Source organism: Rathayibacter sp. VKM Ac-2856 (assembly GCF_013205055.1).
Classification (GTDB): Bacteria; Actinomycetota; Actinomycetes; order Actinomycetales; family Microbacteriaceae; genus Rathayibacter.
In genome coordinates this window covers 221,231-239,829 of the sequence record NZ_JABMLF010000002.1, presented here as the reverse complement: position 1 = coordinate 239,829, position 18,599 = coordinate 221,231, and the positions used below count along the sequence as shown (strand labels likewise).

The following is an 18,599-nucleotide window of genomic DNA, read 5'->3' as shown; positions in this document are numbered from 1 at the left end:
CTAGGTCAGGTACTCCACGTCGTCGTACTGCAGGGCGTCGTCCGGCTCGTACTCCTCGGTCGGCACGTCCTCGTGCTCGAGGATGACGGCGACACCGGGGGAGATCAGCACGCAGACCTCGCGGTCGCCCGCGACGGTGAAGCTGACCATCCCGCCGCGCTCGCGGACCGCCTCGACGAGCTTCTTCTCCAGCTCCTCCGTGTCGAAGGAGAGGGCGAGCAGGAAGCGGCGGCCGTCGATGCTGAGGCTGGTGCGGCGGGCCGTGGGGCTCGGCGTCGGCGCCCCGCGGCGCTCGGAGCCGGCGGTGACGGCGCGCACGCGCATCGGGGAGGCGTGCATCCGGATCACGGAGTTCATTCGGGCTCCGGCCGGGACTCGTGGTGCCGGAGACCGTGCGAGCGACGGTCCTCCTTCATCTCGGACTCGAAGAGGTGGCGTCGGCCGGCGGCGAGCTCGTCGCGCGCGGCGCGCTCCCGCTCGCGGAAGGCGGCGTAGTAGCCGTCGTCGTAGTCCTCGACGATCTGGAAGGTCCAGCGGCCCTCGACGACGTTGCGGCCGACCAGCTCCTTCTCGAGGGAGTCGGCGAGCTCGTCGTGCCCCGCCTCGCGGAAGGCGTCGACCGCGTCGCCGAGCGCGAGATCGGCGGCACCGGTCAGCCGGTGGAAGCCGTAGAGGAGCCCGCGTGCGTGCTCGACCGTCTCGAGCGCCTCGGAGAGCTTGCCCAGCGCGGCGACGGTGGCGTCGTCGAGACCGTCCGGACGCAGGTGCGCGGAATCGGGGTGGTCGTGTGAGCTGGTCATCTCCGAGAGCTTAGGCCGACCATATTCCGCTGTGACCCCCTTGCGCCGCCGGCCGGAAGGGGTCGTCCCGCGGCTGAGCGGTCTCGAAGGCGGAGGTCGGAGAGCGGGACGTCGACCGGATCGGATCTGAGATCGACTCGATGCGCACCGGGTGACCGGCACATCTGTCGTGATCGGGTCAGGCGCGGCGGATCGGTGCGAAGCCGTCGGACTTGCCGGGCGCGTGGAAGTCGCGGACCAGCCGGGCGACCAGGTCCGGCTTCTCCACGATCACCCCGTGACTGGCGCGCGGGACGACGGCCAGCTCGGCGTCGGGGATCGCCTCGTACATCGCCAGGACGTGCTCGAAGCGGATCTCGTCGTCGTCGCCGAAGAGGAGGAGCGTCGGCACGGCGAGGCCGCGCAGGTCCGAGGTGGTGAGCTCCGGCTCGGCGGCGTGCAGCGCGTCGAGCTTCGCGACGACGACGTCCCAGTGCGCAGCGCCGTCGGGGGACACCTCGGCGTAGCTGTCCCGCAGGAACTCGGGCGCCTCGCCGTCGAGCACGCCGGGCAGCCAGCCGTCGCGGTGGAAGACGCCGGAGCTGAAGACCAGGCTCGCCACGAGATCGGGGCGGCGGAGGGCGACGTGCAGGGCGACGATCGCGCCGTCGCTGTGGCCGAGGAGGTGCACGGGGGTGCCGGGCAGCGTCTCGATCAGGGCGATGGTGTCGCGCGCCATCGTGGCGAAGCTCAGCGGCGCGTCGGTGTCGGCCGTGCGGCCGTGGCCGCGCTGGTCGGGGAGATGCAGCGAGTACTCGCCCCGCAGCTCCGCCACCAGCGGCTCGAGGGACCGCGCGTCGGTGCCGCCCGGGTGCAGCAGGACGAGCGCGGGGCCGTCGCCGACCCGGTGGCTCACGAGCCGAACGGTGTCCTCGATCATGCGGCGAGCGTAGCCCCGCGCTCGCGCGGCGGGAAACGATCTCCCGCGCGCTGGGAGGGCGCGCCCTCAGCGGACGGGGACGCGCACCGGGAGTGCGACGAGGCGCACGTCGCGCAGCTCGCCGTCCTCGGCGACCGCGGTGAGGTAGGTGCAGGCCGGCTGGCGGCGGCGGTCGGTCGGCGAGCCGGGGTTGAGCAGCCGCATGCCCGCGGGCGTCCGCGAGTCCCAGGGGATGTGGCTGTGGCCGAAGACGAGCAGGTCGGCACCGGGGTGGGCCGCGTCGGCGCGCGCCTCCCGGCCCGTCGCGGGGCCGGTCTCGTGCACGACGCGGACGTCGAGACCGGCGATCTCGGCGCGGGCGACCTCGGGAAGCCTCGCCCGGAGCCCGGCGGGATCGTTGTTGCCCCAGACGCCGAGCAGGCGCGCGGCGCGCGACTCGAGGTCGTCGAGCGTCGCCTCGTCGACCCAGTCGCCGGCGTGCACGACCAGGTCGGCCTCGTCGACCGCCCGCCAGACCTCGTCGGGCAGTGCCTTCGCCCGCTTGGGGAGGTGCGTGTCGGCCAGCAGCAGCAGCCGCACCGGGCCGTCGAGCCGCAGTATCGGCGCGGCGGGCCGTGCGTCCGGCATCAGAGCGCGGGGCCGGGGGTCGGCTCCACCCCGCCGTCGGCGCCGGGCTCCTCGGCCGTCGCGGAGTCGCGGAGGCGGGCGTCGAGGGCGTCGAGCGCGGGGACGAACCAGAGGTGGTCGCCGCGGTTCGACTCGACGACGAAGTCGTGCAGGGTGCTCGACGCCGAGACCTGCTCGGTGATGTCGCCGACGACCACGAGCCGCTTGCCGTACATCACGAAGCGCTGCACGAAGTCGCCGGCGATGCCGGAGCGGAGCCGGAAGAACTCGGGGTCGAGGCGGCCGACCGGCACGACGATCGTCTCGGCGTCGCTGCCGTAGATCTCGCCGATGACCGCGAGCGCGTCCTCCGGGGTGGAGAGGGCGGGCCCGTCGTCGTCGACGAGGAGGAGGGGGACGCCCTGGCGGGTCTCGGTGCGCATGGACCCAGCCAACCACGTCACTCCGCGCACGTCACTCCGCGCGGAACGAGCGCAGCCGCAGGCTGTTCAGCACCACGAAGACGCTGGAGAACGCCATCGCCGCACCCGCCACCAGCGGACCGAGCAGGCCCGCCATCGCGAGCGGGATCGCCGCCACGTTGTAGGCGAAGGCCCAGAAGAGGTTGCCCCGGATGACGCCCAGGGTCCGCCGGCCGAGCCGGAGCGCGTCGGGCACGCGGGCGAGGTCGTCGCCCACGAGCGTGATGTCGCTCGCCTCGATGGCCGCGTCCGCTCCGGCGCCCAGGGCGATGCCGAGATCGGCGGCGGCGAGCGCGGCGGCGTCGTTCACGCCGTCGCCGACGAGCGCGACCGTGCGGCCCTCGGACTTCAGGCGCTCGACGACGGCGAGCTTCTCCTCCGGCAGCACCTCCGCGACGACCTCGTCGATCCCCACGGCGGAGGCGACGGCCGAGGCCGCGCGCGGGTTGTCGCCGGTCAGCATCAGCACGCGCAGCCCGCGGGAGCGCAGCGACGCGACCGTGCGCGCCGCCTCGGGCCGCGCCTCGTCGCGGAGGACGGCGAAGCCGCGCAGCTCGCCCTCCCAGCCGATCCCGACGACGGTCCCGCCGTCGGCCGAGGCCTGCTCCGCGCGCGCCGCGAGGTCGCCGGGCGCGTAGCCCCACTGCTCCTCGAGCCAGCGCAGGCGCCCGGCGACGACCAGGCGGCCGTCGACCCGGGCCCGCACGCCGAAGCCGGTGCTCGCGCGGAAGCCGGTCGCCTCGGGGACGTCGAGGCCGCGTTCCTCGGCGCCGCGCACGATCGCCGCCGCCAGCGGGTGCTCGGAGCCGCGCTCGACGGCGGCGAGCAGGCGGAGGGACTCGTCGTCGCTCGCCGCCGCCACGGTGAAGGCGCCGGTGGTGAGCGTGCCGGTCTTGTCGAAGACGACCGTGTCGACGCGGCGGCTCGTCTCGAGGACCTCGGGTCCGCGGATCAGGATCCCGAGCTGCGAACCGCGGCCGGTGCCGACGAGGACGGCGGTGGGCGTGGCCAGCCCGAGGGCGCAGGGGCAGGCGACGATCAGCACGGCGACGGCCGGCGAGACGGCGGCGGCGAGGTCGGCGCCGGCGAGCAGCCAGCCGACGAGGGTCGCGAGAGCCAGCACGACGACGACCGGCACGAAGACGGCGGAGACGCGGTCGGCGAGGCGCTGCACCCGCGCCTTGCCGGCCTGAGCCTGCGAGACGAGGCGGCCCATCCGGGCCAGGACGGTGTCGGAGCCGACGCGGTCGACGCGGACGGTGAGCACGCCGTGCGCATTGAGGACGCCGCCGGTGACGACGGAGCCCGGGCCGACCTCGACCGGCACGCTCTCGCCGGTCAGCAGGCTCGCATCGACGGCGCTCGAGCCGTCCAGGACGGTGCCGTCGGCGGCGACGATCTCGCCGGGGCGGACGCGGAAGCGGTCGCCGACCGCGAGGGCGGAGGCGGGGACGCGCTCCTCGGAGCCGTCGTCCGCGACGCGGGTCGCCTCCTTCGCGCCGAGCCGCAGCAGCGCGCGCAGAGCGGCACCGGCGTCGCGCTTGGAGCGGGCCTCGAGCCAGCGGCCGGCCAGGACGAGCACCGGGACCGCCGCGGCGACCTCGAGGTAGATCTCGTCGTGCCCGGAGCGGGTGCCGAGCAGCTCGAAGGGCATGCTCATCCCGGGCCGGCCGGCGTCGCCGAGGAAGAGGGCGTAGAGCGACCAGGCGAAGGCGGCGGTCGTGCCGAGGCTGATCAGCGTGTCCATCGTCGTCGTCCCGTGCCGCAGCGCGCGCCAGGCGGTCCGGTGGAACGGCCAGGCGCCCCAGACGGCGACCGGCGCGGCGAGGGTGAGGCAGAGCCACTGCCAGTTCGCGAACTGCAGCGCGGGGATCATCGACAGCAGCACGACCGGGGCGGCCAGCAGCGCCGAGACCGTCAGCCGGGTGCGCAGGACGCGGCGCTCGGACTCGGCGGCCTCCTCCTCGCGGGAGGGGCCGTCCGGGGAGTCGTCGGCGTCGTGCGCCGGGGCCGCTCCCGCGACGGTGGCGGTGTAGCCGGCGGCCTCGACCGCGGCGATCGCGTCGGCCGCGGTGGTGCCCTCGGGCAGCGCGAGGGTGGCGCGCTCGAGGGCGAGGTTGACGCTCGCGCGGACGCCGGGGAGGGCGTCCAGGCGGCGCCCGACCTTCGCGACGCAGGACGCGCAGGTCATGCCGCCGATCGCGAGCTCGAGCTCCGCCGCGCCTCCGCTCGCGCCGCCTCCGCTCGCGCCGCCTCCGCTCGCGCCGCCTCCGCTCGCGCCGCCTCCGCTCGCGCCGCCGGCCGCCGTGCCGCCGCTCGTGCCGGTCCTCTCCGTGCCGCCGGCCACGTCAGGCCAGGGGTGCCAGGCGGTACCCGGCGTCGGCCACGGCGGCGGCGATGTCCTCGCGGCCGAGCGGACGGGAGGAGCCGACGGTGACCGTCGAGACGCCGTCGGGGAGGAGCGAGATGTCGACGCTGTCGACCTCGGGGTAGGCGGCGAGCTCCTCGGTGACGCTGCGGACGCAGTGCTCGCAGGTCATGCCCGCGACGCCGAAGCTCTGCACGGAGCCCGCGGCGGCGGCGTGCCCGGAGCTGTGCCCCGCGGCGTGCCCGCCGCAGGCGCAGCCGCCCTCGGAGCCGCAGCCGCCGGTCGCTCCCTTGGCGGTGAGTCCGAGATCGAGGTGCGCGGTCATGCTGTTCTCCTTGCCTGGGGTGGGGGTCGGACGGTGCTCCGATACCCCCGGGGGGTACTCCCATGGTAGGCCGGACCGCGCTCGCGGGCAAGGCGGAGGAGCGCGGGGGAGAATCTCGGGAGGGGCGCGGCCGAGCGCGCCGGAGGAGGGGACATGCCCGCAGCACCGCCGCCCGCGTGGGGCGCTCCGCCGCCGAACGCCTCCGCCCATCCCCTGCCCACCGATCCGCTGCCCCCGCGCCGCCGCTTCGAGCCGACCGCGCTGATCACCTCGCCGGCCGAGGCTCGCCGGGCGCGGGCCGCCCTCTCCTCGCAGCTGCGCCAGGCGTCCCCGGAGAGCCGGCGGCGCCTCGCCGAGTTCGCGGAGATCGCCGACGGCGTCGCGCTGCTGCGCGGGCGCGAGTTCGACCGGGCGCTGCGGCGGATCGCGGCCCCCGCCGCCGCCGTCGCACCGGAGGCCACAGGGGTCGTCACCCTCGGCGCCGACGGGCCGGCGCTCGCCGGGGAGCGCGCCGACGCCCTGCCGATCGCGGCGTGGAGCGACGTCCTCTCGGTCGAGGTCGGCACCGTCGCGCACGGCGCCTTCCGGGTGCGCGCGATCGTCCTCGCCGTCCCCGCGGCCCGGCCGTCGCGCACCGCCGCCGACGACCGGGGCTTCCGGGGACTCGTCACCGAGGCGGCCCGCGCGTCCGCCGCGGCCCTCGCCGCACGCGCGCGCCGCCGCGTCCTCGTGCCGCTCGTGGTCGCCTCCCCGAGCCGGCTCGGCTGGAGCGTCGCCGACGACCGCACCTTCCTCCTCGCCCTCGACCGGGTGCGCCGCGCCCGCGAGGCCCGATGAGGGCGCGGCTGCCGTTCGCGCTCGCCGCGATCGGCGCGCTCGGGCTGGGGCTCGCCCTGCGCTTCCTCCTCGTCGGACTGCTCGCCGATCTCGCCGGCGGTGTCCTCTACGTCGTGCTCGTCGCCCTGCTGGTCTGCGTCCTGCTGCCGCGGATCCCGGCGGTCACCGCCGCGGGCGTCGCCCTCGCCTGGTCGATCGCGATGGAGCAGCTCCAGGCGATCGGCGCCGCCGCCCGCCTCGTCGAGCTGTGGGCGCCGCTGCGCCTCGTCGTCGGCACCACGTTCTCCTGGCTGGACATCGCCGCCTACGTCCTCGGCGCCGTCGTGGCGGCGGCGGTGCTGATCGCGGTCGCCCCGCGGGCGCGCGCCGAGCGAGGGGAGCCGGGTCGCGGAGAGCCGGGGGAGCTCCGCCCGTAGGGTGGGCCCATGCACGAGGCGACATCCGCACCGGTCCCGCAGCACCCCGGGGCGCACGACACCCGCCGCGACCGCCGCACGCCGGAGCCCGTCGACCGCTTCGCCACCGGCGAGGAGTTCCCCGAGTACCGCGTCGATCTCGAGCGGATCCGGTTCTCGCCCTACTTCGCCCGGCTCTCCGCGGTGACGCAGGTGATCTCGCCCTCCGGCGTCGGCCAGGTCGTGCACAACCGCCTCACCCACTCGATCAAGGTCACCGCGGTCGCCCGCGCGATCGCGATGCAGCTGACCACCACCGACCGCGCCCAGCGCGAGCTGGTCGAGCGCCTCGGCGGCTGCGACCCGGTCGTCGTGCAGGCCGCGGCGAGCGCGCACGACCTCGGCCACCCGCCGTTCGGGCACCTCGGCGAGCAGGCGCTCGACCGCCTGGCGCGCGAGAAGCTCGGGCTGGAGGAGGGGTTCGAGGGCAACGCGCAGTCGTTCCGGATCCTCTCCGAGCTCGACGTCTGCGAGACGGTGGAGGCGGGGCTGAACCTCACCGCGGCGTCCCGCGCGGCCGTGCTCAAGTACCCGTGGGGCCGCACGGTCTGCCGGCCGGACATCGAGACGGCCGACCCGACCGAGCTGCCGCGCGGCTCGACGGCCAGCCGCTGGGAGACCGCGCCGCCGAAGTTCTCCGCCTACACCCTCGACCTCGACGACCTGCTCGACTCCCGCACCGGCTTCACCGCGATCGCGCCCTGGCAGCAGACGCTGGAGTGCTCGGTGATGGACGTCGCCGACGACATCGCGTACTCGCTGCACGACCTCGACGACTTCTACCGCGCGGGAGTGCTGCAGCAGGCGGCCGTCGCGGTCGAGTTCCGCGCGTTCCTCCGCGAGCAGAACGAGCTCGCCGCCCTGGACGCCGAGGAGCTGTGGGCGCGGGCGCCCGGCCACTCGCTCGAGATGCTGCGCCGGCGGCTGGTGGCCCGCGACCCGTGGATCGCGAGCGACGAGCACTTCCGCTCCTCGGTCGAGCGGGTCTCGACCGAGCTGGTGGAGGGGCTGCTCGCCGTCCCCTTCGACGGCTCGACCCGCACGGAGCGGGCGATCGAGTCGTTCGTCTCCTCCTGGATCGGCCGGCTGCAGCGCTCGGTGCTCGTGCTCGCCGAGCCGAACGTGCGCTCCGGTCACCTCACCCTCCTGCCCGACGCCTGGCACGACGTCGCGGTGCTGAAGTTCGTGCACACCCGCTTCGTCATCGACCGCCCCGACTTCGCCACGTACCAGCGCGGCCAGTCGCAGGTGCTCGAGACGCTGGTCACCCACCTCGACGCGTGGCTCGACGACCCGCGCGACGGCCCGCGCGCCCCGCAGAAGCTGCTCGACCTGATCGAGCTGGCCACCGACGGCTACTTCCGCCTCCGCGCCGACCGGCCGGAGTGGCTGCCCGCCGGCGAGCGCGGCCGCCCGCGCGTCGACGCGGAGTCGCTCCAGCGCCTCGGCCGCGCCCGCGGCGTCGTCGACTACGTGGCCACGCTCACCGACGAGCAGGCGATGGCGCTCGCCGCCCGCCTCCGTGGCGACCGCGAGCCCTGGGCGATGGGCACCTGACGGCGGCTGCCCGCCGCCTGCGCCCCCGCCCCCGTCGCGTCGGTGCCTGCCGCCGGCCCGCGGACCGCGCCTCGGCTCGCGGACCGACCTCCGGCTCGTCGAATCGGCTTCGGCTCGTGGAATCCGCCCGTTCTGACGTGCCGGAGCCGATTCCGCGTGCCGAACGTCGGTGGCGCCTACCTCCGGCTCGTGAAAAGACCTTGGGCTCGTGGATTCCGCTCGTTCTGACGTGCCGGAGCTGATTCCGCGAGCCGAGCGTGGGTGGCGCCTACCTCCGGCTCGTGAAAAGACCTTGGGCTCGTGGATTCCGCTCCTTCTGACGTGCCGGAGCTGATTTCGCGTGCCGAACGCGGGTGGTGTGTACGTTCGGCTCGCGAATCAGGCCTCGGCTCGTGGAATCCGGCTTTTCTGACGTGCCCGAGCCGATTCCGCGTGCCGAACGTTGATGGTGCCGACCTTCGGCTCGCGGAACGACCTTCGGCTCGTAGATTCCGGCTGTTCGGACGTGCCGGAGCTGATTTCGCGTGCCGAACGTCGGTGGTACCCACCTTCGGCTCGTGCATTCCGGCTGTTCTGGCGTGCCGGAACTGATTCCGCGTGCCGAACGTGGGTGGCGCCTACCTCCGGCTCGTGAAAAGACCTTGGGCTCGTGGATTCCGCTCCTTCTGACGTGCCGAGGGTGAATTCGCGTGCCGAACGTGGGTGGTGCCGACGTTCGGCTCGTGGAACGACCTTCGGCTCGTGGATTCCGCTCCTTCTGGCGTGCCGGAACTGATTCCGCGTGCCGATAGTGGGCGATGTGTACGTTCGGCTCGCGAATCAGGCCTCGGCTCGTGGAATCCGGCTTTTCTGACGTGCCGGAGCTGATTCCGCGAGCCGGAGGTGGGACGACGCCGCGGAAGGGATAAGGGAGGGGACGTGACTGCCCGGCGGGGTGCTTGACACCGGAGCCCCGTCTGTGGCCGTCCGCCGAGATCCGCGACATTCCGCGCCAGCGGCGGCGAGCAGGCCCCCGAGTGTGCATGTCGGCGCTGTCCAGCCCGCGTTCAGCAAGCGGCGGGTGAACGACAGCGTAAAATCACGGGGGCACATGCCGAGATCGACAACTCGATAGGGAGTTCCGTTGGACGGAAACGCAACGACCACGCACCGCAACGTCGCATTGCTGTCCGTCGCTACCACGATGGCCCCCCGGGTGACCACGTCGGAAGAGATCGACGCGCGACTGGCGCCGGCGCTGAAGCGGCTGCGACTCCCCACCGGACTCCTCCAGCGCGTCGCGGGCGTGCAGGAGCGGCGCAACTGGGGTCCCGAGCAGGGCTTCGACGGCGCCGCGATCGAGGCGGGCAAGCGCGCCCTGGCCGAGGCCGGCATCCGGCCCGACCAGATCGGGCTCATCATCAACACCTCGGTGACCCGCAAGCACCTCGAGCCCTCGGTCGCCGTGCGCCTGCACCACGGGCTCGGCCTGCCCTCCTCCGCGATCAACTTCGACATCGCGAACGCCTGCCTCGGCTTCGTCAACGGCATGACGCTCGCGGCCCAGCTGATCGACTCCGGGCAGATCAAGTACGCGATGATCATCGACGGCGAGGACGCCGACGAGATCCAGGTCAACACGATCGAGCGCCTCAGCCGCGAGGGCATCAAGCGCAAGGACTTCATGAGCGAGTTCGCGAGCCTCACCCTCGGGTCCGGCGCCGCGGCCGCGATCCTCGGCCCGGCCGACGAGCACCCCAAGGGCCACCGGATCCTCGGCGGCATCACCCGCGCGGCCACCCAGTTCAACGAGCTCTGCGTCGGCAGCGTCGACGGGATGTTCACCGACGCGAAGGCGCTGCTGAAGGGCGGCATGGAGCTCGTCGTCTCCGCGTGGAAGGAGGCGAAGCGCGACTGGAGCTGGGGCGGGATGGACCGCTACATCATGCATCAGGTGTCGGACGTGCACACCAACGCCTTCGTGAAGGCCGTCGGCATCGACCCCGAGCTGGTCCCCACCACCTACCCGACGCTCGGCAACGTCGGCCCCGCGTCGATCCCGATCACCCTCGCGCAGGAGTCCAAGACCCTCGAGCCGGGCCACCGCGTCCTGCTGCTGGGCGTCGGCTCCGGCATCAACACCGCGATGCTCGAGATCGCCTGGTGAGCGCCGCCGCCGGCCGGCACCCGGCCGCCAGGATCCGCCGCGCACTCGGCTCGACCTCGGCGGCGGAGCGGCCGCCGGCGGGTCTGGAGGGGCTCGACCCGTCCTGGTCGCGCCTCGTCGACGCGCCGGATGCGGACGGCGTCACGCGCCGCTGGCACCTGCTCGACACCGAGCCGGCGCTCGAGGGCGTCGAGCCGATCGGCACGATCCTCTGCGTCCACGGCAACCCGACCTGGTCCTACCTCTGGCGCGAGCTCGCGGCCGCCACCGTCGCGGCCGCCCGCCGCGGCGAGCCGGCCTGGCGCGTCGTCGCCGTCGACCAGCTCGAGATGGGCTTCTCCGAGCGCACCGGCGCGCTGCACACCCTCGCCGACCGGGTGCGCGAGCTGTCGAACCTCACCGACGTCCTCGCGCTCCGCGACGTCGTCACCCTCGGCCACGACTGGGGCGGAGTCGTCTCGCTCGGCTGGGCCGTCGACCACCCGTCGCTCCTGCGCGGCACGATGCTGCTCAACACCGCGATCCACCAGCCGGCGGACGAGCCGATCCCCGCGCCGCTGCGGCTCGCCCTCGCCTCGGGCGTCCTCGGCGCCTCGACCGTCGGCACGCCGGCGTTCCTCGAGACCACCCTCGCCCTCGGCCACCCGGCGCTCCCGGACGCGGTCAAGGACGGCTACCGCGCTCCGTACCGCTCGGCGGAGCGACGCGGCGGGGTCGGCGGATTCGTCGCCGACATCCCCGTCGGGCCCGCGCACCCGAGCCACGCCGAGCTCGAGCGGATCGCGGCGGGCGTCCGCGCCCTCGAGACGCCCGCGCTGCTGCTCTGGGGTCCGCTCGACCCGATCTTCTCGGACCGCTACCTCGACGACCTCGTCGACCGCCTCCCGCACGCGCAGGTCCACCGCTTCGAGGGCACCGGCCACCTGCTCGCGGAGGACGTCGACTACTCCGCCGCCGTCCTCACCTGGCTCGGCGACGTCACCGCGGGCGTCGAGGCACCGGACGTCCGCCGCCCCGGCGTGCCGATCGAGCCGCTCTGGCGACACCTCGACGAGCGCGCGGAGGACGACACCCTCGCGCTGGTCGAGATGGCGCCGCCCGGGGGCGGGGGCCCGCGCTCCGTGTCGTGGCGCCTGCTCTCGCAGCGGGTCCGCGAGCTGGCCGCGGGGCTGCGCGCCTCGGGCGTCGCCCCCGGCGACCGGGTGTCGCTGCTGGTGCCGCCCGGCGCCGACCTCACCGCCCTGCTCTACGCGTGCCTGCGGATCGGCGCCGTCGTGGTCGTCGCCGACGCCGGGCTGGGCCTTCGCGGTCTGACCCGCGCCGTCCGCGGCACCTGGCCGGACCTCGTCGTCGGCGCACTGCCGGGTCTCGCCGTCGCCCGCGCGCTCGGCTGGCCGGGCGGGCGCGTCTCGACGCAGACCCTGCCGCGCGCCTCCGCCCGAGCACTCGGCGTCGACACCTCGCTCGGACAGCTGATCGAGCTCGGCCGCGCGGAGCTCGCCGCCGCCGAGGACGCCCTCGGCGCACCGCCCGCTGCCGACGCGACCGCCGCGATCCTCTTCACCTCCGGATCGACGGGTCCGGCGAAGGGCGTCGTCTACACGCACCGCCAGCTCGCCGGGGTCCGCGACGCCCTCGCCCGGCAGTACGGCATCGGCCCGGGGACGGGACTCGTCGCCGGCTTCGCGCCGTTCGCCCTGCTCGGGCCGGCGCTCGGCACCCGCTCCGCGACGCCGGACATGGACGTCACCTCCCCGCGCACGCTGACCGCCCGCGCCGTGGCCGCGGCGGCCGCGCGGGTCGACGCGACCGTCCTCTTCCTCTCGCCGGCCGCGCTCGCCAACGTGGTCGCCACCGCGGGCGAGCTCGACGCCGACGACCACCGCGCGCTCGCCGGTGTCCGCACCTTCCTCTCGGCCGGCGCGCCCGTCGCCGAGGGGCTGCTCGCGCAGGCGCAGGCGCTGATGCCGAACGCGTCGGCCCGCACGCCCTACGGGATGACCGAGGCGCTGCTGCTGACGGACGCGTCGCTCGAGGGCATCCGCGAGGCCGCCGCCGACGACGATCCGCGCGGGGGAGTCTGCGTGGGCGTCCCCGCCGCGGGTGTCCGGATCCGCATCGCGCCGCTCGACGACGACGGTCGCGCCGCCGCCGAGCCGGACGAGCTCGTCGGCGTGACCGGCGAGATCGTCGTCTCGGCCGGGCACGTCGAGGACCACTACGAGCGGCTCTGGCTGACCGATCGCGCCGCGCGCCTCGGCGCCGCCGCGGGTGAGCGCTGGCACCGCACCGGCGACGTCGGGCGCATCGACGCCGACGGCCGGCTCCGGGTCGAGGGACGGCTGCCGCACGTGATCGTCACCGCGGACGGCGTCGTCACGCCCGTCGGGCCGGAGCAGCGGATCGAGGCGCGGGTCGCCGCGGTCTCCCGGGCGGCGCTCGTCGGCGTCGGGCCCCGCGGAGTCGCCCAGCTCGTCGCCGTCGTCGAGCGGCACGAGGGCGCCCGCCGCACGCAGCTGGCGTCCGAGGAGCTGGCCGCCGAGGTCCGCGCCGCCGTCGGCACCGCGGTCGCGGCCGTGCTGGTCGTGCCGGCCCTGCCGACCGACATCCGGCACAACTCCAAGATCGACCGGGCGGCGCTCTCGCGCTGGGCGGAGTCGATCCTCGCCGGCGGCCGGATGGTCGCGCCGTGAGGGTGCTCGTCACCGGCGCGAGCGGACTGCTCGGCGGTGCGGTCGCCGCGGGACTCGTCGCCGAGGGCCACGAGGTCCGCACCCTCCAGCGTCGTCCCTCCGGGGTCGCCGGGGCCGAGGACGTCCGCGGCTCGCTCGCCGACCCGAGCGCCGTCGCGGCGGCGGTCGAGGGCCGCGAGGGCGTGGTGCACCTCGCGGCGAAGGTGTCGCTCGCGGGCGACCCCGCCGACTTCGTCCGGGTGAACGTCGACGGGACGCGGGAGCTGCTGGCCGTGGCCGCGCGGGCGGGTGTCCGGCGGTTCGTCCAGGTCTCCTCGCCGTCGGTCGCGCATGCGGGCTCCTCGATCATCGGCGAGGGAGCCGAGCCGGCCGATCCCGAGCGCGCGCGCGGCGACTACGCCCGCACGAAGGCGCGGGCCGAGCTGCTGGCCCTCGCGGCCGACGCGCCGGGCTTCGCCGTGGTCGCCGTCCGCCCGCACCTGGTCTGGGGGCCGGGCGACACCCAGCTCGTGGCGCGCATCGTCGAGCGCGCCCGCACGGGGCGGCTGCCGCTGCTCGGCGACGGCCAGGCGCTGATCGACTCCACCTACATCGACAACGCCGCCTCGGCGATCGTCGCCGCGCTCGGCCGGGCGGAGGCGGTGCACGGCCGCGCGTACGTCGTCACGAACGGCGAGCCGCGGCCCGTGGCCGAGCTGCTCGCCGGGATCTGCCGGGCGGCCGGCGTGCAGCCGCCGAGCTGGTCGGTGCCGGCGGGAGTCGCGCGCGCCGCGGGCTCGCTCGTCGAGCGCGTCTGGGCGGTGCGGCCGGGGGCCGACGAGCCGCCGATGACGCGATTCCTCGCCGAGCAGCTCTCGACCGCGCACTGGTTCGACCAGCGCGCGACCCGGACCGACCTGCAGTGGACGCCGGCGGTGACCCTCGACGAGGGCCTCGCCCGCCTGGCCGCCTCCTACCGCTGACGTCGCGCCTGGTCGAGGAGCCCGCGTCGCGGGCACCCTCTTTCATGGTGATCGAGTAGCCCGCGGCGCGGGCGTATCGAGATCCGCCGTGTGCAAGCGTGGGTCTCGATACGCCCCTGCGGGGCTACTCGACCAGCATGCTGGCGCTGCGGCGCTGCTCGGCTGGCATGAGGGTGTGCCTCACGCCAGCCGCTCGCGCCTTCATGCTGATCGAGTAGCCCGCTGCGCGGGCGTATCGAGATCCGCCGTCTGCAGGCGTGGGTCTCGATACGCCCCTGCGGGGCTACTCGACCAGCATGCTGGCGGCCCCGCCGGGCTGCTCGGCTGGCATGGGTGCATCGCACGCCAGCGCCTGCGCAGCGGGCGGCGCTTCCATGCTGATCGAGTAGCCCGCGGCGCGGGCGTATCGAGATCCACCCTGTGCAAGCGTCGGTCTCGATACGCCCCTCCGGGGCTACTCGACCAGCATGGAAGGGGGCTCCTGCGGGGCTGCTCGCCCAGCACGGTTCCGCTCGCGGTCAGTCCGCGAGGATGAGGTACAGCGCGCGGCGGGTCTCGTCGAGCTTCGCGGAGGCGGCGGCGCGCTGCGCCTCCGAGGCCCCGCGGAACTGCTGGACGACGCCCATCAGCTTGCCGATGTTCTCGACGAACTCGCGGTCCGCGTCACTGGCGCCGGGAGTCGCCTCCCAGGCCGCGGTGAGCTCGTCGGCGTGCTCGCGCACGTAGGTGCCGCCCGCGTCGGTGAGCTGGTACTCGGTGCCGCGGCCCTCGCCGACGGCCGTGATGAGGCCCTCGTCGACGAGCTGCTGGAGCGTGGGGTAGACCGAGCCCGGGCTGGGGCGCCACGAGCCGTTGGTCTTCTCGGCGATCGCCTTGATCAGGCCGTAGCCGTTCGAGGACTTCTCGGCGAGGAGGGAGAGGAGGGCGGCGCGGACGTCGCCGCGACGGGCCCGTCCGCCGCCTCGGCCGAAGCCGGGGCCGCCGAAGCCGGGGCCGAAGCCGCCGAAGCCCGGGCCGAAGCCGAAGCCGGGGCCGAAACCGCGGCCGTGTCCGCCGGGGCCGCGACGCTCGCGGCGGCCGGGCTGGTCGTGACCGCCGTGGCCGTGGTCGCCGTGCGAGCGGTCGAAGCGGTCGCTGTGGTCGTGGAAGGAGTTCCTGGTGTTCATGGTGTCTCGTCTCGTGTCAGGGGATTCCTCTCGAAATCCGGATCGCCCGTCGGAGCGAGTGCTCACGATCTGTCGGCGATGTAGTAACGATATATCGGCGACAGTCACTCGTCAAGTACGGGTTTCGAACTACGCTCGAGGGACCCCCACCGGAAGGCCCCTCCGCATGACGCTGTCCGCCGCCGAGCTCGCCGCGACCCTCGACGCCTCGCTCCTCACCGGCGCCGTCCTCACCGGCCGCGCCAGCAACCTCGGCAACCTCCGTCGCCTCGCCGCCCGCGAGCCCGCCCACCTCTACGGCGTCGATGTCGCCGAGCACTGGGACGTCGAGAGCCTGCTCGCCCTGATGGGGGAGCGGGTCGGCATCAGCACCGACCCCGCCTTCGAGCACGGGCAGGACCGCATCGACGCCGCGCTCACGGTCGCCGCGCTCGGCGCCTACCGCGATCGCCTCGCCCGGGCCGTGCGGGAGGGCGCGCTGATCCTCTTCGCCACCGCGCACCCCGCGACGCTGATGGACGTCTACCGCCGCCTCGCCGCGGCCGCGACGGCGGCGGGCGCCCGCGTCGTCGACACGAACGAGCTCCCCTCCGCCCGGCCCGACGGCTTCGTCGTGCCCCTGGCCGACGAGCACCAGCGGCTGTGGTGCACCGGCGGCGTGACCTGCGCCTACCGCGGTGGCAGCCTCCAGCACACCCACTCGCCCGAGCCGATGAACGCGCTGCTGGACGAGCTCGACGCGCTCGGGATCCGCCCCGATCTCGTCGTCGCCGACCACGGCTGGGCGGGCGCCGCCGGCCGGCGCGGTCTGCCGACCATCGCGATCGCCGACTGCAACGACCCGGCGGTCTTCGTCGCCGAGGCGCAGGGCTCGATCGAGGTGGTCGTGCCGATCGACGACGGCCTCGCCGTCCACCTCTACGAGCCGGTGATCGCCTACCTCCTGGACGCTCTCGCCGCCACCTCGGAGCCCGCTCCGACCTCCGGCTCGTAGACTCGCTCTCGGCTCGTCAGGATCCCGTGATCCGACGAGCCGTCCGCGTTCCCGCGAGCCGAGGCCAGTCCTCGCCACCACTTCCCCAGACGGAGCATCCGTGACCCAGCCCCACGACGGCCTCCTCCCGCGCTTCGCCGTCGGCGTCGACATCGGCGGCACCTCGATCAAGGCCTCCCTCGTCGACGTGACGACCGGCGAGCGCGCCGCCCGCCGGTTCGCCGTCGCGAACCCGGTCGGCAAGGAGCCCGAGGACTTCGCCGCGGCCATCGCCGGCATCGTGCGCGACGTCTCGCCGATCGCGGGCACGCCCGTCGGCGTCGGCTTCCCCGGCATCGTCCGCGGCGGCATCGTGCGCCAGACCACCCACGTCTCGCAGCGCTGGGTCGGGATCGACGCGCAGGCGCTGCTGTCGGAGGCGACCGGCGTGGACGTCGTCGTCGTGAACGACGCGGACGCGGCCGGCGTCGCCGAGCGCGAGTTCGGCGCGATGCGCGACCGCGAGGGCCTGTGCCTGCTCACCACGCTCGGCACCGGGATCGGCACCGCGCTGGTCTACGAGGGCGAGGTCATCCCCAACTCCGAGCTCGGCCACGTGCACATCGACGGCCCCGACTTCGAGCCGCGGGTCGGCTTCTCCGCCGTCCGTCGCGAGGGCATCACGCTCGAGGAGTGGGCGGGCCGCCTCAACGTGTACTACCGGCACCTCGAGATGCTGCTCTCACCGCAGCTCTTCGTGATCGGCGGAGCGGCGGCGCACGTCTTCGACGAGTTCGCCCGCTTCCTCGACCTCGGCACCGAGATCGTCTCGGCCCGCTTCGGCAACGACGCCGGCTTCACCGGCGCCGCCATGGTCGCCGTCTCGCCCGACCGCCTCGCCCCCTGGTACCGCTCCACCCGCGGCGCCCACTTCGACCCGGGCGCGGCGGCCATCGCCGACTAGCGGCCTCCCCATGCTGGTCGAGTAGCCGCGCAGCGGCGTATCGAGACCCACCCATCGAACGACGGTGGATCTCGATACGCCCTCTGCGAGGGCTACTCGATCAACATGGAGCGGGCCACCTGTCGGATCGCGTGGATCTCGATACGCCCTCTGCGAGGGCTACTCGATCAACAGATGTGGGCGGGCTACTCGGTCGGCATCAGGCCGCGGTACACCGCATCCAGGCGCGCGGCCGCCGCCGCCCAGCTGTGGGCGGCAGCCCACTGCACGCCGCCGCGGCCGAGGCGCGCGAGCTCGGCGTCGTCGCCCAGCAGTCGGCGGATCTCCGCCGCCCACGCCGCGGGGTCGCCGGAGTCGATCAGCACGCCGCTCTCGCCGTCGCGCACCGCGTCGACCAGCCCGGTCGTCCGCCGGGCGAGCACCGGCGTCGCGCTCGCCGCCGCCTCGAGCGCGATCAGCCCGAACGTCTCCGCCGCCGAGGGCACCAGCGCGAGCCGCGCGCCCCGCAGCAGCACCGCCGCCTGCTCGCGGTCGGCCACCCCCTCGAAGCGCACCCACTCGCCCACCCCGAGCTCCCGCGCCGCCGCGCGCACCTCCTCCAGGTACCCCTCGCGCCCCGGCGCCGGCCCGCCGGCCAGCCGCAGCAGCGGCCGCTCGTCGACGGGGATATCCGCGAGCGCCTGCACCGCCAGCAGCTGCCCCTTCAGCGGCTGCACCCGCCCGAGCAGCACGATCTCGAGGGCGCGCTCGGCCGCACCCGGCGAGAATCGCGCGTCCACCCCCGGCGGCACGACCACCACGCGCGCCGGATCCACCCCGTAGCCGCCCACGACGTCCGACCGCTCCGAGGCCCCCGCCACCACCACCGCGTCGGCCGAGGCCAGCACCGAGCGCTCGGCGCGGATCCGCTCCTCCGGCTCCTGCACGTCGCCCGGCACCAGCCGCACGTTCTTCGCCAGCGAGTTCGAGTGCATCGAGTGCACGTGCGGCGCGCCGGTCAGCGCGCCCGCGAGCCCGGAGACCCAGTAGTGCGAGTGCACGACGTCGGCGCCCGCGGCCGCTGCGGCGAACGCGGGGGCGGAGGCGGCGAGCGCGTACTTGTCCGCCGCCTCGACCGGCACCCCGACCACCGAGACGCCCGGCGCCAGGCGCCGCACGCCCTCGCCGCGGGTGAGCACGGTGACGTCCCAGCCGAGCGCCGCGAGCTCGGGCAGCACCCCGGCGAGGTACACGTTCATCCCGCCGGCGTCGCCGGTCGAGGGCTGCTCGAGGGGCGAGGTGTGCGCCGAGACGATCGACAGGCGGGGCATCCGTCCATCGTAGGAGCGGGTGCGGAGTGCCCGGAT

At 74.8% G+C, this 18,599-nt stretch carries 17 protein-coding genes; 8 read left to right on the top strand and 9 right to left on the bottom strand.

Going from position 1 to position 18,599, the window contains the following annotated elements:
* From HQQ82_RS08175 to HQQ82_RS19900, 7 genes are all read right to left on the bottom strand, one after another.
* Positions 1 to 357 (bottom strand): hypothetical protein, encoded by a 357-nt coding sequence (locus HQQ82_RS08175; protein ID WP_173232552.1) that lies wholly within the window; start codon positions 355 to 357, stop codon positions 1 to 3.
* Positions 354 to 800: a hypothetical protein gene (locus HQQ82_RS08170; RefSeq protein ID WP_173232551.1), complete on the bottom strand. Its 447-nt coding sequence runs from the start codon at positions 798 to 800 to the stop codon at positions 354 to 356. Before HQQ82_RS08170 ends, HQQ82_RS08175 begins: the two co-directional genes overlap by 4 nt.
* A 178-nt stretch (positions 801 to 978) precedes the next feature.
* The gene (locus HQQ82_RS08165) at positions 979 to 1,719 is read right to left on the bottom strand and encodes an alpha/beta fold hydrolase (protein ID WP_173232550.1); all 741 of its coding nucleotides are present in this window, start codon (positions 1,717 to 1,719) and stop codon (positions 979 to 981) included.
* A 66-nt stretch (positions 1,720 to 1,785) separates the two neighbouring features.
* Positions 1,786 to 2,346, bottom strand: a complete 561-nt coding sequence (locus tag HQQ82_RS08160) for a metallophosphoesterase (RefSeq protein WP_216848417.1) — start codon at positions 2,344 to 2,346, stop codon at positions 1,786 to 1,788.
* Positions 2,346 to 2,768, bottom strand: coding sequence for a DUF4180 domain-containing protein (locus HQQ82_RS08155; protein WP_173232549.1), 423 nt, complete (start codon positions 2,766 to 2,768; stop codon positions 2,346 to 2,348). Before HQQ82_RS08155 ends, HQQ82_RS08160 begins: the two co-directional genes overlap by 1 nt.
* A gap of 31 nt (positions 2,769 to 2,799) precedes the next feature.
* Positions 2,800 to 5,154 carry a heavy metal translocating P-type ATPase gene (locus HQQ82_RS08150; protein WP_367947878.1) on the bottom strand — a complete coding sequence of 785 codons (2,355 nt, stop codon included), beginning with the start codon at positions 5,152 to 5,154 and terminating at the stop codon, positions 2,800 to 2,802.
* 1 nt (position 5,155) lies between these two features.
* Complete coding sequence (locus HQQ82_RS19900; protein WP_254071346.1) at positions 5,156 to 5,500, bottom strand: heavy-metal-associated domain-containing protein; 345 nt, start codon at positions 5,498 to 5,500, stop codon at positions 5,156 to 5,158.
* Positions 5,501 to 5,653: 153 nt separating this feature from the next.
* Between HQQ82_RS19900 and HQQ82_RS08140 the strand changes: the two genes are divergently transcribed.
* The 6 genes from HQQ82_RS08140 to HQQ82_RS08115 all read left to right on the top strand — a co-directional run bounded on the left by HQQ82_RS08140 (position 5,654) and on the right by HQQ82_RS08115 (position 14,150).
* On the top strand, positions 5,654 to 6,337 hold the full coding sequence (locus HQQ82_RS08140; protein WP_173232548.1) for a hypothetical protein: 684 nt from the start codon (positions 5,654 to 5,656) through the stop codon (positions 6,335 to 6,337).
* Positions 6,334 to 6,753 (top strand): DUF2809 domain-containing protein, encoded by a 420-nt coding sequence (locus HQQ82_RS08135; protein WP_173232547.1) that lies wholly within the window; start codon positions 6,334 to 6,336, stop codon positions 6,751 to 6,753. Before HQQ82_RS08140 ends, HQQ82_RS08135 begins: the two co-directional genes overlap by 4 nt.
* 9 nt (positions 6,754 to 6,762) lie before the next feature.
* Positions 6,763 to 8,349: a deoxyguanosinetriphosphate triphosphohydrolase family protein gene (gene dgt, locus HQQ82_RS08130; protein WP_173232546.1), complete on the top strand. Its 1,587-nt coding sequence runs from the start codon at positions 6,763 to 6,765 to the stop codon at positions 8,347 to 8,349.
* Positions 8,350 to 9,472: 1,123 nt separating this feature from the next.
* Positions 9,473 to 10,495: a 3-oxoacyl-ACP synthase III gene (locus HQQ82_RS08125; protein WP_123446645.1), complete on the top strand. Its 1,023-nt coding sequence runs from the start codon at positions 9,473 to 9,475 to the stop codon at positions 10,493 to 10,495.
* Positions 10,492 to 13,188, top strand: a complete 2,697-nt coding sequence (locus tag HQQ82_RS08120; RefSeq protein WP_367947877.1) for an alpha/beta fold hydrolase — start codon at positions 10,492 to 10,494, stop codon at positions 13,186 to 13,188. The genes HQQ82_RS08125 and HQQ82_RS08120 overlap by 4 nt, the downstream gene beginning before the upstream one ends.
* Entirely contained in the window at positions 13,185 to 14,150 is a 966-nt protein-coding gene (locus HQQ82_RS08115) for an NAD-dependent epimerase/dehydratase family protein (RefSeq protein WP_173232545.1), read from the top strand. The genes HQQ82_RS08120 and HQQ82_RS08115 overlap by 4 nt, the downstream gene beginning before the upstream one ends.
* Before the next feature lie 518 nt (positions 14,151 to 14,668).
* Here HQQ82_RS08115 and HQQ82_RS08110 read toward each other — a convergent pair.
* Complete coding sequence (locus HQQ82_RS08110; RefSeq protein ID WP_173232544.1) at positions 14,669 to 15,316, bottom strand: PadR family transcriptional regulator; 648 nt, start codon at positions 15,314 to 15,316, stop codon at positions 14,669 to 14,671.
* A 166-nt stretch (positions 15,317 to 15,482) separates the two neighbouring features.
* On the opposite strand from HQQ82_RS08110, the gene HQQ82_RS08105 reads away from it, so the two are divergent.
* Both HQQ82_RS08105 and HQQ82_RS08100 read left to right on the top strand, forming a co-directional pair.
* Entirely contained in the window at positions 15,483 to 16,310 is an 828-nt protein-coding gene (locus tag HQQ82_RS08105; protein ID WP_173232543.1) for a phosphatase, read from the top strand.
* Between the two features lie 100 nt (positions 16,311 to 16,410).
* Positions 16,411 to 17,253: an ROK family protein gene (locus HQQ82_RS08100; RefSeq protein ID WP_173232542.1), complete on the top strand. Its 843-nt coding sequence runs from the start codon at positions 16,411 to 16,413 to the stop codon at positions 17,251 to 17,253.
* A 185-nt stretch (positions 17,254 to 17,438) separates the two neighbouring features.
* On the opposite strand, the gene HQQ82_RS08095 is transcribed toward HQQ82_RS08100, so the two are convergent.
* Positions 17,439 to 18,563: a glycosyltransferase gene (locus HQQ82_RS08095; protein ID WP_173232541.1), complete on the bottom strand. Its 1,125-nt coding sequence runs from the start codon at positions 18,561 to 18,563 to the stop codon at positions 17,439 to 17,441.
* Positions 18,564 to 18,599: the final 36 nt, after the last annotated feature.